The sequence below is a fragment of the Bradyrhizobium sp. LB14.3 genome (assembly GCF_040547985.1).
Taxonomy (GTDB): Bacteria; Pseudomonadota; Alphaproteobacteria; order Rhizobiales; family Xanthobacteraceae; genus Bradyrhizobium.
Map to the genome: position 1 here is coordinate 1 of NZ_JBEPQT010000028.1, position 13,438 is coordinate 13,438.

The 13,438-nt window shown below is 64.5% G+C and carries 10 protein-coding genes; 4 read left to right on the forward strand and 6 right to left on the reverse strand.

Features of this window, described 5'->3' with window-relative positions:
• Nucleotides 1–172: 172 nt before the first annotated feature.
• On the reverse strand, nt 173–460 hold the full coding sequence (locus ABIB00_RS32330) for a hypothetical protein (protein ID WP_247349873.1): 288 nt from the start codon (nt 458–460) through the stop codon (nt 173–175).
• A gap of 56 nt (nt 461–516) precedes the next feature.
• On the opposite strand from ABIB00_RS32330, the gene ABIB00_RS32335 reads away from it, so the two are divergent.
• From ABIB00_RS32335 to ABIB00_RS32345, 3 genes are all read left to right on the forward strand, one after another.
• Nucleotides 517–1,929 (forward strand): CoA transferase, encoded by a 1,413-nt coding sequence (locus ABIB00_RS32335; RefSeq protein ID WP_354107151.1) that lies wholly within the window; start codon nt 517–519, stop codon nt 1,927–1,929.
• Between the two features lie 156 nt (nt 1,930–2,085).
• On the forward strand, nt 2,086–3,330 hold the full coding sequence (locus ABIB00_RS32340) for an efflux RND transporter periplasmic adaptor subunit (RefSeq protein WP_247349875.1): 1,245 nt from the start codon (nt 2,086–2,088) through the stop codon (nt 3,328–3,330).
• A 30-nt stretch (nt 3,331–3,360) separates the two neighbouring features.
• Nucleotides 3,361–6,477 carry an efflux RND transporter permease subunit gene (locus ABIB00_RS32345; RefSeq protein WP_247447796.1) on the forward strand — a complete coding sequence of 1,039 codons (3,117 nt, stop codon included), beginning with the start codon at nt 3,361–3,363 and terminating at the stop codon, nt 6,475–6,477.
• 72 nt (nt 6,478–6,549) lie between these two features.
• On the opposite strand, the gene ABIB00_RS32350 is transcribed toward ABIB00_RS32345, so the two are convergent.
• The 3 genes from ABIB00_RS32350 to ABIB00_RS32360 are packed head-to-tail and all read right to left on the reverse strand — an operon-like array spanning nt 6,550 to nt 9,572.
• The gene (locus ABIB00_RS32350; protein ID WP_354107152.1) at nt 6,550–7,512 is read right to left on the reverse strand and encodes an amidohydrolase family protein; all 963 of its coding nucleotides are present in this window, start codon (nt 7,510–7,512) and stop codon (nt 6,550–6,552) included.
• Between the two features lie 46 nt (nt 7,513–7,558).
• Nucleotides 7,559–8,116 carry a P-loop NTPase family protein gene (locus ABIB00_RS32355; RefSeq protein WP_354107153.1) on the reverse strand — a complete coding sequence of 186 codons (558 nt, stop codon included), beginning with the start codon at nt 8,114–8,116 and terminating at the stop codon, nt 7,559–7,561.
• A 25-nt stretch (nt 8,117–8,141) separates the two neighbouring features.
• The gene (locus ABIB00_RS32360) at nt 8,142–9,572 is read right to left on the reverse strand and encodes a TolC family outer membrane protein (RefSeq protein WP_247447794.1); all 1,431 of its coding nucleotides are present in this window, start codon (nt 9,570–9,572) and stop codon (nt 8,142–8,144) included.
• A 221-nt stretch (nt 9,573–9,793) separates the two neighbouring features.
• On the opposite strand from ABIB00_RS32360, the gene ABIB00_RS32365 reads away from it, so the two are divergent.
• The gene (locus ABIB00_RS32365) at nt 9,794–11,653 is read left to right on the forward strand and encodes an acetyl-CoA hydrolase/transferase C-terminal domain-containing protein (protein ID WP_354107190.1); all 1,860 of its coding nucleotides are present in this window, start codon (nt 9,794–9,796) and stop codon (nt 11,651–11,653) included.
• 5 nt (nt 11,654–11,658) lie between these two features.
• Here ABIB00_RS32365 and ABIB00_RS32370 read toward each other — a convergent pair whose 3' ends face one another.
• Nucleotides 11,659–12,438 (reverse strand): enoyl-CoA hydratase, encoded by a 780-nt coding sequence (locus ABIB00_RS32370; protein ID WP_354047089.1) that lies wholly within the window; start codon nt 12,436–12,438, stop codon nt 11,659–11,661.
• Nucleotides 12,439–12,583: 145 nt separating this feature from the next.
• Nucleotides 12,584–13,249: a hypothetical protein gene (locus ABIB00_RS32375; RefSeq protein WP_354107154.1), complete on the reverse strand. Its 666-nt coding sequence runs from the start codon at nt 13,247–13,249 to the stop codon at nt 12,584–12,586.
• Nucleotides 13,250–13,438: the final 189 nt, after the last annotated feature.

Here is a 13,438-nt window from a genome sequence, read left to right on the forward strand (position 1 = left end):
AAAGACCCAGCGGTCGGGACGAAAAGCTGGCAGCAATCAAACAAAAAGCGGAACATCCGCCTTGACACACCAAATCCCCATGTGAGCAATCCAGAAATGCATCCGCGGAAACAGTCTGGATTGCTTCGACGCAAGGGCTCCTCGCAATGACGAATTGGAGAGAGGCGGGCCCTCACTCCGGTGCCGCCCCCACCGGCGGGCCGCCGGGCGGCCGGTGCAGGTATGTCAGCGAAACGTAGGCGCCGGCCCAGGAGCCGATCGCCGCGAAAGCCACATAGAAAGCGTTTTCGGTGTAGCTGATCACGGCGTAGGAGGAGAGCATGTACCAGACCGCGCTCCAGTTCGCCGCGGGCACGCGCTTGCGCGCGATCACGGCCGAGGTGAACATGACATAGACCGCGTCGGTGGCGGCCGTTGCGATGAACACGGCGCCTGCGGTGAGGGGATCGATGGCGGCCATTGCATTTCCTTCCGGGATAGTGAGAAGTTCGCAAAACTAAAGGGAGAGAAGCGGCTATGCAAAGCCCCGCCAACATTCTCAGGGATATCTGGATCTCCGTCGGCGGCGATATGGCCGCGCTCGAACGCGTGCGGCTGACCGGCGAGGAGCCGCAAATCCCGTCCTCGTTTCGCGTCGCCGTCGCTGGACAAACCACGATCGCCGCCGCCGGCCTCGCCGCCGCGGAAATCTGGAGATTGCGCAGCGGCGAGGTGCAGGATGTCACCATCGACATGCGCCACGCTGTCGCCGAATGCCGCTCCGAGCGCTATTTACGCGTCGACGACAAGCCGCCGCCACCCGCCTGGGACGCCATTGCCGGCGTCTACAGGACCGGCGACAACCGCTTCGTTCGCTGTCACACCAATTTCCCGCATCATCGCGACGCCGTCTGCAAGGTGCTCGGCTGCGAACCCGAACGCGAGAAGGTGCAGGCCGTGCTGATGCAATGGAAGGGCGAAGATTTTGAAACTGCGGCCTATGCTGCGGGCGGCGTCGTTGCCCTCATGCGCTCCTACGACGAATGGTCGGCGCTGCCGCAGGCCCGCGCGCTCGCCGAATTGCCGCTGGTCTCGATCGAGAAGATCGGCGAGGCTCCGCCAAAGCCGTGGCCGCAAGGACAGTCGAACGGCGATCGTCCGCTCGCAGGCCTACGCGTGCTCGACCTCTCCCGCGTCATCGCGGGCCCCGTGGCCGGCCGCACGCTCGCCGCGCACGGCGCGGATGTTCTGCTCGTATCAGGCCCCGAGCTGCCGGCCATCCCGTGGCTCACCATCGACACCGGCCGCGGCAAGCTCACCACCTTCATCGAGTTGAAGAGCGAGACGGGCAGGGCGCAGATGCGCGCGCTGTTGAAGGACGCAGACATCTTCTCGCAAGGCTATCGCCCGCGCGCGCTTGCGGCTCTCGGCTTTACGCCGGAGGACGCAGCGAAAATCAATCCCGGCATCGTCTACGTGACGCTGTCGGCCTATGGCCATTCCGGTCCCTGGGCAGAGCGGCGCGGCTTCGATTCGCTGGTGCAGACCACGACCGGCTTCAACCATGCCGAGGGACAGGCCGCCGGCCTCGACGGGCCGAAGGAATTGCCGGCACAGATGCTCGATCACGCCACCGGTTATCTGATGGCGTTCGGCGCGATGATGGCTAGGGCGCGCCAGGCCCGCGAAGGCGGTAGCTGGCACGTGCGCGTGTCGCTGGCGCAGACCGGGCGCTGGCTGTGGAATCTCGGACGGCTCGAAGGCGGCCTGAACACCCCGGATATTTTGGGCGAGGCCGTACATGCTGCATTCATCGAGAGCATGCCATCTGGTTTCGGCACGTTGAAGGCGGTGCGTCATTCAGCACTGCTGTCGAAGACGCCCGCGCAATGGAGCCGTCCGGCGATGCCGCTTGGCAGTCATCCGGCACAATGGCCGGCACGAAACTGACACCGAGCTTACTTGGACCTGACGCGTTGCAGAATTTTAACGCAAACCGAAAGGCGCGCCGCGTTTTTTAGGTTGTTTGAAATCACAATTCGGCACTATTAGCGCGACCGATGAGGCAGGCATCCGCCGGTATCATCGCAGACATGACCGGGCCCCATGGTAGTTGGAAATACCAAGCGATTGCAGGTGCTTACAAAACAGCGGGTGATCACATCCGTAGTTTTACTAGCTCTTGCCGGTGCCGGGGCCTACGGCTTCCTCTATGCGGGAGCCAAGGACAAGAGCCACTCCGAGATCTCCAGCCAGTCGCGCAGGAATGCGCAGAACTTCACACCGACGCCGTCGGAATGGGCGACGCTGACGATCGAGCCGGTCAAGGCCAAGACCTTCCGGGCCGAATATGTCACCGAGGGCAAGGTCGCGGTCGACGAGGACCGTTCGACGCCGGTGTTCTCGCCCTATGCGGGGCGGGTGACCAAGCTGCTCGCCAAACCGGGCGAGATGCTGAAGCAAGGTCAACCGCTGTTCACAATCGAAGCCGCCGACACCGTGCAGGCCCAGAACGATTTCATCGCGGCGATGACTTCGCAGAACAAGGCGAAGTCGGCGATCGATCTTGCCGACATCCAGTTCAAGCGCGCCAAGGACCTCTACGAGGGGCATGCCATCCCGCTGAAGGACTATCAGCAGGCTGAAGCGACCCAGGTTCAGGCGCAGAACGACATGCGCTCCTCGGCGACGGCGCTGGAGGCCGCGCGCAACAAGCTGCGCATCCTCGGCTTCACCGACGAGACCATCAAGACGTTCCAGGACAAGGGCGTCATCAATCCGGAAGTCACGATCCATTCGCCGATCGCGGGCACGGTCGTGCAGCGTAAGATCGGTCCCGGCCAGTACGTCAATTCCGGCGCCAGCGATCCGGTGTTCGTCGTCGGCGATCTCTCCACGGTCTGGCTCACCGCCTTCGTGCGCGAGAGTGACGCGGCTGCCGTGTGCATCGGGCAGGACATCACCGTCAACGTGATGGCGCTGCCGGGTCGTCCGCTGACTGCGAAAATCAACTACGTCGCCGCCGCGATCGACGCCAACACCCGCCGTCTGCTGGTCCGCGCCACCATCGACAACAAGGACGGCCTACTCAAGCCGGAGATGTTCGCCAACGTCACGATCTATTCGGCCGGCGACCGCGCCGCGCCGGCGGTACCGAAGCAGGCCTTGATCTATGAAGCCGACAAGGTCCGCCTCTGGGTTGCACGCGAGGACAAGTCGGTCGAGCTGCGTGAGATCAAGATCGGGCTCATTAATGGCAACCTCGTCGAGGTCACCAGCAATCTGAAGCCCGGCGAGCAGGTCGTCACCAAAGGCAGCCTGTTCATCGACCGCGCGGCGTCCGGCAGCTGATCGACGACCCAAGAAAAATTGAAGACCTGAATGGATCGCCTCGTCGCCCTTGCCGTCAATCGACGCTTCCTGATGGTCGGCATGTTCGTCGCCGTGCTCTTCGGTGGCCTCATTGCGTTCAACCAGCTCAACATCGAGGCCTACCCCGATCCGACCCCGCCGATGGTCGACATCGTGACGCAGAGCCCGGGCCTGTCGGCGGAGGAGATCGAACGCTACATCACGATTCCGATCGAGACCCAGGTCGCCGGTCTGAAGAACCTGACGACCATTCGCACCATCTCGCTCTACGGCCTCTCCGACGTCAAACTGCAATTTTCCTTCGCCTACACCTATGACGAGGCGTTGCAGCAGGTCTTGAACCGCCTGGCGCAGCTCGCGCCACTACCCGGCAACGTGCAGCCGCAGATCTCGCCGCTCAGCCCAATTGGCGAAATCTTCCGCTACCGTCTCGTCGGTCCGCCGAATTACAGCGTGCTCGACCTCAAGACCATCCAGGACTGGATACTCCAGCGCCGCTTTCGTGCCGTGCCTGGTGTGATTGACGTCACCGGCTGGGGCGGCAAGAGCAAGACCTACGAGCTCCAGGTCGACTTCAACAAGCTGGTCGCCAACGGCCTGACGCTGCCGCAATTGCTTCAGGCGGTCGGCAATTCCAACGTCAATGTCGGCGGCAACACCGTCAATATCGGTCAGCAATCGGCCGTGGTGCGCGGCGTCGGCCTGATTCGCTCGATCGACGACCTCGCCAACACCATGGTGGCGCAGACCAACGGCAACCCGGTGCTGGTCAAGGACGTCGCCACCGTCACCGTCGGCCAGAAGCCTCGTCTCGGCATTGCCGGCCTCGACGATTCCGACGACATCGTGCAAGGCATCGTCCTGATGCGCCGCGGCGAGCAGAGCTCGCCAACCATCAAGCGCGTCCACCAGCTCGTTCAAACCATCAACGACTCCAGCATCCTGCCGCCGGGCGTGCGCATCGAGCGCATCTACGACCGCGGGGATCTGATTGAGCTCACCACCCACACCGTGCTGCACAACATGGTGGTCGGCATTCTGCTGATCGTGCTGCTGCAGTGGATCTTCCTCGGCGATCTCCGCAGTGCGCTGATCGTCGGCGCCACGATTCCGTTCGCGTTGTTCTTTGCCGTGATCATCCTGGTGCTGCGCGGGGAATCGGCGAACCTGCTGTCGGTCGGTGCGATCGATTTCGGCCTGATCGTCGATGCTACCGTCATCATGGTGGAGGCGATCTTCCGGCGCCTGACGCAGACGACACCGATGTCGGAATCCGAGCAGATGTCGTCCGAGACGCTGTTCGGCATGAAAAGCCACGCCATCCTCAGCGCGGCGGCCGACGTCTCACGTTCGATCTTCTTTGCCGCGGCGATCATCATCGCGGCCTTCCTGCCGCTGTTCACGCTCTCCGGCGTCGAGGGCAACATCTTCGGGCCGATGGCGCGCACCTATGCCTACGCGCTTGCAGGCGGCCTCCTTGCGACGTTCACGGTGACGCCAGCGCTGTCCGCGATCATCCTGCCGGCTCATGTCAGGGAGACCGAGACCAGGGTGATGCGGATCCTGCATCGGCTCTACATGCCATTGCTGAATTGGGCGGTCGCCAACCGCGGCATCATGCTCGGTGGCGCGCTCGGCCTCGTGCTGATGACGGTTGCGCTCAGCCGGTTGCTCGGCCTCGAATTCCTGCCCAAGCTGGAAGAGGGTAATCTCTGGATCCGTGCGACGCTGCCGCCGACCATCTCGCTCCAGGAAGGCAACTCCTACGTCAACGAGATGCGCAAGGTGATCCGCGCGCGGCCTGAAGTGGAATCCGTGGTGTCGCAGCACGGCCGCCCCGATGACGGCACCGATGCCGCCGGCTTCTTCAACGCCGAGTTCTTCGCGCCGCTCAAGCCGGCCAGCCAATGGCCCGGCACCCGCGACAAGGAAGAGCTGACCGCGCAACTGCTCAAGCAGCTCGACGATCGTTTCCCCGGCGTCGAGTTCAATTTCTCGCAATATCTCCAGGACAACGTCTCCGAAGCCGTCTCGGGCGTGAAGGGCGAGAACTCGATCAAGCTGTTCGGCAGCGATCTCCAGGCGCTGACCGACACCGCCAACAAGATCAAGTCGGTGCTGGCCACCGTGCAGGGGGTCACCGACCTTGCGGTGTTCACCTCACTCGGGCAGCCGACCATCCAGATCGACATCAACCGTGCCAAGGCTGCGCGCTATGGCCTTGCACCGGGCGACATCAACGCCACCATCAAGGTCGCGATCGGCGGCGACACCGCCGGCGACATCTACGAGGCCGGAAGCGACCGCCACTTTCCGATCATCGTTCGCCTTGCGCCGGAATTCCGCAGGAGCGCCGAAGCGATTCAGAATTTGCGGATCGGCGCCCCCGGGCCGAACGGCACCGTCACGCAGATACCCCTGAGCGAGGTCGCCACCATCAGCCTCGTCTCGGGCGCGGCCTACATTTATCGCGAACAGCAGGAACGCTATCTGCCGATCAAGTTCTCGGTGCGTGAGCGCGACCTCGGCAGCGCGATCCGCGAGGCGCAGCAGAAGATCGCCGATCAGGTGCAGCTGCCGCCCGGCGCGCACATGGACTGGGTCGGCGAATTCGGCAATCTCCAGGACGCGATCCGGCGATTGTCGATCGTGGTGCCGATCTCGCTCGCGCTGATCGGCGTCCTGCTCTGGTTCAATTTCGGCTCGATGACCGACACGCTACTCGCCATGAGCGTGATCCCGATGGCGATCTTCGGCGGCGTGCTCGGTCTCTTGATCACCGGCACCGCCTTCAGTGTCTCCGCGGCGATCGGCTTCATCGCGCTGTTCGGCATCGCCGTGATGGACGGCATCATCATCCTGTCGCAGTTCAACCAGTTGATCGACGAAGGCATGGACCGCATGAGCGCGGTGATCCGCACCGGCGAATTGCAGCTCCGACCCGTGCTGATGACCTGCGTGGTCGCGGGCGTCGGTCTGCTGCCGGCTGCGCTGTCTGGAGGCATCGGCTCGCAGGTGCAGAAGCCGCTCGCGGTCGTCGTCGTCACTGGCATGATGCTGGCGCCGATCGTGATCCTGGTGACGCTGCCGGTGCTGATCTCCTTCTTCTCCCGCCGCGCACGCTGACCCGTTCGAGCTGGAATCGCGTTCCGCTTCGCGGCCATGTCCGCGCGGCGAAGTCTCAACCAGTCTGGCGAATCAAAATCCGTAGAGCCGCGCCGGATTGTCGACCAGGATTTTCTTGCGCACATCCGCATCCGGTGCCCACACCGGAAGCTGATTGAGGAGACGCCCGTCGTCGATCTGGTAGAGCGGCGCGACGTCGGTTGGCTTGCGTCCCTCGACGCGGCTCGAATCCGGATGCGGCCAGTCGGTGCCCCAGACGATGCGGTCCGCGTTCGCGGTGATCAGCGCCTGCGCGAACGGCACAATGTCCTTGTAATCCGGCGCGAGCGTTGACGAGCGATAGGCGCCCGAAATCTTGACATAGGCCTTCCCCGACTTCACCAGCGCGACGAGATCGGAGAAGCCCGGCTGCTCCAGGCCGCGCGAGGCTTCGAGGCCGCCGAAATGGTCGAACACGACAGGCACCGGCGCCGTCTCGACGAGGTCCTTAATCGCCGAGATCATCGGCAGCGTGGTGTAAAGCTGCACGTGCCAGCCGCGCGCCTTCATGCGCTCGACGGCGGCGGTGAAGCGCGGTCGGCCGACATTGGGGTCGTTGACGCCGCCGGTCGCGAGATTGAGGCGGACGCCGCGGAAGCCGTCCTGATGCATCGCGTCCAGCGCGCTCTCCGGCGTCTTGTCGTCGATCACGGCGACGCCGCGAGCATTGGCGCCGCGTGCTTTCATGCCGAACAGGGTCGACGAATTGTCGGTTCCGTAGACACTTGGGGTGACAATCACCACGCGTTCCATATTCAGCGACTTGTGCAGCGCGGCCATCTCCTCCGGAGATGCCAGCTCGGGCGTGTAGACACGCCCAGCGAAGAACGGAAACTTTTCGGGATCTCCGTGGATGTGGGTGTGGCAGTCGCAGGCATGCAGCGGAACGTCGAAGTTAACCGGCGTCGCGGGCTGTGCCGCACGGGCGTGGGCTTTGTTGGACATGGCAACTCCGGCGGCAAGGGAGGCAAGCAGGACGCTACGTCGGCTGAGCATGGTTTCTCTCCCCGCTTCGTCATTTGGAGGTAGTGACACTATCACATCAGTCCGGAAGCTGCTCCGCTTCGCTGCATAGCTGCTCGACGAGGCCCGCAAGCGGGCGTGAGCCGTCAACGCGCACCACCGGGGAGGGCAAGCCCGCGAGCCACGCTTCATCCTTTGCAAGACTGCGGCCTTCGCGATCTCCGGCTTCGTAGTGCGATGCCCATTCGACAAAAGATTCAGTCTCATCATGGCGCCAGCCGCCTGGCGCGACGGCGTCAGCGCCGAAATGGGCGGCCTCGCGGGCGCGCAATCGCGTCAGCCGAATCTCGCGCGGCGTGCTCACGAAGACGACCAGATCGAAAAGCGGGACAAGCTCCTCGCCCCAGCCGGTGACGGTTCCGCTCAGCACCCAATCGAGACGCGGCAGAAACATTTCACGCATCAGGCGCAGACGCTCGGCGGCGGGGCGCGTGGTCTGGTAGGACGGCGCGGTCGGCAGCCAGAAATAATCATCGCTGTCGTGATGCGGCAGCGCAAGCCGGCCGGCGAGCGCGCGGCCGATCGTCGTCACGCCGGAGCCTGAAGCTCCCATCAGATGGATGCGGCGGCTCTTCATCGGCACCAACCCAGACGATTTGGAATTATTGCCCAGACGGCGTGCGCAGGCCGTGCCAGGCGTCGCGGACCTGTTGGTAGTGCACCTCGGGCAGATAGTCCGGCGTGTTCAGGCTCAAGGTCTTGACATCGAGATGGCCGACGGCGCTGAGCAGCGTGTAGGAGGCGATCACGCGATCGCGGCTGGCGCCGATCAGGCGGGCCTTGGCCTGGATCAAATCGGCCTGCGAGTTCAGCACGTCGACCGTCGTGCGCTGTCCGCCGGCGGCCTCGCGCTGCACGCCCTGGAGTGCGACGGTTGCCGCCTTCACCTCGGACTCGGAAGCGGACACCGCGATCTTGGCGCCTTCGTTGGCAACCCAGGCGCTGGTCGCCGCGGTGCGCGCCTGGTTGCGCACCTGATCGAGCACGAGCCGGCTCTGCGCCGTGATCTCCTTGGCCTGCCGGGTCTGCGCAGCAGCCTGGCCGCCGTCGTAGATCGGCGCAGTGACGTTGGCGACGATCGAGGCCTGGTCCTCGGCGAAGGTGCCGAGCGTCGGGTCGTTGTTGCGGCTCCGGCTGGCGCTGCCCTGGATGCTCGCGCTCGGCAGCAGCGCACCTTCTGCGACGCGGATGTTGGTGGAGGCGACATCGACATCGAAGCCCGCCGCCATCACCGCCGGGTGCTGACGGATAGCCATCATCAGCGAGTCTTCGCGGCTCTTCGGCAGATAGCGGTCGACGACTTCGGCGGCTCGAAGCTGCGACGGTGCATTGCCGATCACCTGCGCGTAGATCGCCTGGCTCACCGCCAGCGCGACTTCGGCGGCGTTGAGATCGGAAAGCCCGCGGTTGAGCCGCGCCTCGGCCTGGGCGCTGTCGGTCGGCGTGACATCGCCGGCGTTGAGGCGGCGCTGGGTGACGGCGAGCGTTTCGCGCAGGAACGAGACGTTGGAGCGCTGCGCCTCGACCAGCGACTGGTTGGCGAGCACGTTGGTGTAGGCGGTGACCGCGTCGAGCAGCACGCCCTGGCCGACATTGCGCAGCGCCTCGCGGCCCGACTGCACCTGGAGTTCTGCGGCGCGCACGTTGTTGGCGGTGCGGAAACCGTTGAACAGGGTCTGCGTCACAGTGACGCCGATGATCCACGGCTTCAGATTGGCGGTCTGGATGGTGTTGTCGGGCAGCAGATTGCGCACCGATTGCAGGCCGGCGCTGAGGCTTGCCACGATCTGCGGCCGATAGCCGGCGAGCGCCTGCGGCACGTTCTCGTCGGTGGCGCGCTGACGCGCGCGCTCGGCATTGAGCTGCGGGTTGGTCTGATAGGCCTTGGCGAGCGCCTCCGGCAGGGCTTCCGCCCATGCGGCGGAGGGCAGGGCGCAACAGAGCGCCAGCGTGGTCCATGTCGCGAGCACAGGAGCCACGCCCGATCGATGCCGCGTCATCACGCGACCAACTCTGGCGGCACGCCCAATCATGTAAACCCGCAAATCCCGGCTGTCCGCCCCCGCCGACGGCGGCTCTCTTAACTGTTTAACCAGCCGACGTCCCGCAGGCAAACTGCCGCGGGGAAAACCCCCATGTATTCCGTGCTTGTTGCATGTGCGTCACACACCAATCCCCTCCAGGATGCGTTATAGGGAGCTTGGCGGCTTCCAATCCGTCAGGTGCCTGTCATGTAGTCCGGACCCCACGGATGATGCCGAAGCTCTTCTCCGATTCCGATGCTCTCGCGGAGGAGATCGTTCGCGATGTCGGAACCGATTTGGTGGTCGGACTGCCGCTCGGCCTCGGCAAGGCCAATCATGTGGTCAACGCTCTCTATGCGCGTGCCTGTGCTGATCCTGACCTCAAGCTGACACTGCTCTCGGCGCTGACGTTGGAAAAGCCGAGACCGAAGGGCTTGATCGAGCACCGGTTCATCGCGCCCGTGATCGACCGATTGTTCGGCGGCTATCCCGATCTTGCCTATGCCGATGCGCTGCGCGAAAGCCGGTTGCCGGCCAACGTCGAAGTCGTTGAATTCTTCTTTCTGGCGGGACGCTGGCTGCACGTGCCGGCCGCGCAGCAGAATTACATCTCGGCCAACTATACCCACGCGGCAAGCTATCTGCTGGCGCGCGGGCTCAATGTGGTGACGCAACTGGTGGCCAAGCGCGTCGTCGACGGGGTGCCGCGCTACAGCCTGTCTTGCAACACTGACACGACGCTGGACGTGCTGCGTGAACGCCGCGCCGGGCGTGCATCGTTCAAGCTGATCGCACAGGTGAATTCCGAACTGCCGTTCATGCCGGGCGCGGGCGACCTTCCGGCCGATGAATTCAGCGCCGTGCTGGAGAGCGCTGCGACCGACTTTCCGCTCTTTGCGCCGCCGTCGGAGCCGATCTCCAACGTCAAATACGCGATCGGACTGAATGCGGCATCGCTGGTACGCGATGGTGGCACGCTTCAGATCGGCATCGGACAGATCGGCGATGCACTGGCGCAGGGTCTGATCCTGCGCCATCGCGACAGCGCAGCCTTTCAAAAAATCGTGGCTCGGCTGTCACCCGCACGACTGTCTGTCGCGCAGGAAGCCGGAGCCTTCGAGGTAGGGCTTTATGGCGTCAGCGAAATGCTGACCGAAGCCTTCATCGGCTTGATCGACGCCGGCATCCTCAAGCGTGCCGTCGACGGGGTGGTGCTGCACGGCGCCTTCTTCCTCGGACCGAAATCTTTCTATCGTGCGCTGCGCGAGATGTCGCCTGACCAGATCGCGCGCATCCAGATGATGCCGGTGTCGTTCACCAACGAGCTCTACGGCGAGGAGGAACGGAAGCGCCGGGCGCGGATCGATGCGCGCTTCATCAACAACACGATGATGGCGACGCTCTTGGGCGCGGCCGTCTCCGACGGCCTCGACAACGGGCAGGTGGTGAGCGGCGTCGGTGGGCAATACAATTTTGTGGCGCAGGCTTTTGCGCTCGAAGGGGCGCGATCGGTCCTGACGCTCGAGGCGACGCGCCAGGCGGGCCGTTCGCTCAAATCCAACATTCTCTGGCGCTATGGGCACGAGACCATTCCCCGGCACCTGCGGGATATCTTCGTCACCGAATACGGCGTTGCCGATCTCAGGGGGAAGTCGGATGCCGACGTCATCGCGGGGATGCTGGCGATCGCGGATTCGCGCTTCCAGGGCGAGTTGGTGCGGGTCGCGAAGGACGCCGGCAAATTGCCGCGCGGCTATGAGATACCGGCGGCCCACCGCGAAAACCATCCAGAACGGATCACGAGCGCGCTCAAGCCCGCGCGCGATGCCGGGCTGCTGCCGTCGTTCCCGTTCGGCTGCGATTTCACTGAGGTGGAACAGCGCCTCATCCCGGCGTTGGAGATGCTGCAAGGCGCGCAACGCTCGCCGCAGGCGTTGGCGAGCTTGCTGTGGCAGGGATTGATACGAACGCCCGACGGTGCCGATGAGGCGTGTCTCGCACGCCTCGGTCTTGATCGCCCCGCGACCTGGGCCGAGCGTGGATATCGCGCGCTCGTCAGCGCGGCCCTCGCACAGAGCCGCGAGACGTAGCCGTTTTACCGGTTCTTGTTCACCGGCTTGCGCTTCTCGATGAACGCCGCCATGCCCTCGGAGCGGTCCTCCAGCGCGAAGGTCGAGTGGAACAGGTTGCGCTCCACGCTCATGCCCTCGGCGAGCGTGGTCTCGAAGGCGCGGTTGACCGCTTCCTTGGCCATCGCGACCGCGGGGCGCGACATCGCGGCGATCTTCTCGGCCGCAGCCATCACCTCGTCCATCAGCTTGTCGGCCGGCACGATGCGGCTGACGAGGCCGCTGCGCTCGGCTTCGGCTGCATCCATCATGCGGCCGGTGAGGCAAAGGTCCATCGCCTTGGACTTGCCGATCGCACGGGTCAGGCGCTGGGTTCCGCCGATGCCGGGGATGGTGCCGAGCGTGATTTCGGGCTGGCCAAATTTCGCGGTGTCGGCGGCGATGATGAAGTCGCACATCATGGCGAGCTCGCAGCCGCCGCCGAGCGCATAGCCCGCGACCGCGGCGATCGTCGGCTTGCGGCAGCGTGCGAGGCGGTCGCCGCCGATCGCGGCAAAATCCTCGGAAAACATGTCGATGAAGCCTTTCGGCTGCATCTCCTTGATGTCCGCGCCGGCGGCAAACGCCTTCTCGCTGCCGGTCACGACGATACAGCCGATGGCGTCATCGGTTTCGAGGTCGTCGACTGCCGCGGCAATCTCGCGGAAGACGCCGAAGGAGAGCGCGTTGAGCAGCTTCGGCCGGTTCAGCTTGACGATGCCGACCGCGCCTTTGCTTTCGACGATGATGTGTTCGAACGTGCTCATGCTCCACCCACGCTTTTTGATTGAGCGGGCAATGTGCCCGCTGGCGCGGTGGGCTTCAAGTGCCAAAGATATCGGAAAAGTCGGCCGGAACACGCCGAGATGCGCGTTCCGGACGAGGTCCCGCGGGCCGGCAATCAGGCTGGATTCAAGCCATGAACATGCGCGCGGCGGAAGCCAGCGTCAGCAGTGTGCCGACGCCGATGAAGATCTTGCCGATCAGGGAGCTCTGGTCCCAGGCCGAGCTCTGCTGGCTGCTTGCCATCACCGGCGCCGGTCGGGGCTGCGCATCGGTTGCGGCAATCACCGCCTTTTGCGCCGGCGGGTTGTCCTGTTGCAAGGCGCGGTCGATGTCGTTGAGCTGATCGGGTGCGACGACCTGGCTCTCGGCGTTCGGGGCGGCGGTATTATCGGCCGCTGCCTGGACGTTGTCGTTGGCGCGGCCCGTCATTGCGGAGGCCGCAGCCGCGGTCGGCGTATCGGCGGCGGCGAGCTGCGCATTGGCGTTGGCGACTTCCGGCGACATCTGCCGCGAGGCCGGAACGTTGCTATTGTCGGCCTTCGCATCGTCGGGCGTTGCCGCGGCGTCCTTCTTGTCGGCCTTGTCGCCGGATTTCTGCGCCGTCTTGATGGTGTCGCGATGGCGCGACGTCTGGCGCCGCTGCTTGCTCGGCTTGACTGCGTCCGCCTGGTTGCCTGCGCTGTCCGGTTTGCTGCTTGCGGCTGAACTCGGTGCCGCCTGTGCAATGCCCCCGAACAGCAAGAAAAGCCCGGCCAGGAGAATCAGGGCCGCGCGCCCGCTGGCTTTCTTCATGTTGACGATCTCCCCAATTTCGCCCGTCCCGGAAGCGAACAGAGACCCCGGGGCGTGACGACAGCGCGGCAAAAAATGGGAATCTTCGGGCTACACGGGGCAAAAGCGGGGCAAACTAGGCCCCTCGCGACCGGCCGCCGGGTGCGGACAGCACCGATCGGTGTTATGAGCCGTCCCAGATTTTACGGC

Coding starts and splice junctions, on each gene's coding strand:
- ABIB00_RS32330 (WP_247349873.1), bottom strand. CDS start 460: ATGGCCGCCATCGATCCCCTCACCGCAGGCGCCGTGTTCATCGCAACG.
- ABIB00_RS32335 (WP_354107151.1), top strand. CDS start 517: ATGCAAAGCCCCGCCAACATTCTCAGGGATATCTGGATCTCCGTCGGC.
- ABIB00_RS32340 (WP_247349875.1), top strand. CDS start 2,086: ATGGTAGTTGGAAATACCAAGCGATTGCAGGTGCTTACAAAACAGCGG.
- ABIB00_RS32345 (WP_247447796.1), top strand. CDS start 3,361: ATGGATCGCCTCGTCGCCCTTGCCGTCAATCGACGCTTCCTGATGGTC.
- ABIB00_RS32350 (WP_354107152.1), bottom strand. CDS start 7,512: ATGCTCAGCCGACGTAGCGTCCTGCTTGCCTCCCTTGCCGCCGGAGTT.
- ABIB00_RS32355 (WP_354107153.1), bottom strand. CDS start 8,116: ATGAAGAGCCGCCGCATCCATCTGATGGGAGCTTCAGGCTCCGGCGTG.
- ABIB00_RS32360 (WP_247447794.1), bottom strand. CDS start 9,572: ATGATTGGGCGTGCCGCCAGAGTTGGTCGCGTGATGACGCGGCATCGA.
- ABIB00_RS32365 (WP_354107190.1), top strand. CDS start 9,794: ATGCCGAAGCTCTTCTCCGATTCCGATGCTCTCGCGGAGGAGATCGTT.
- ABIB00_RS32370 (WP_354047089.1), bottom strand. CDS start 12,438: ATGAGCACGTTCGAACACATCATCGTCGAAAGCAAAGGCGCGGTCGGC.
- ABIB00_RS32375 (WP_354107154.1), bottom strand. CDS start 13,249: ATGAAGAAAGCCAGCGGGCGCGCGGCCCTGATTCTCCTGGCCGGGCTT.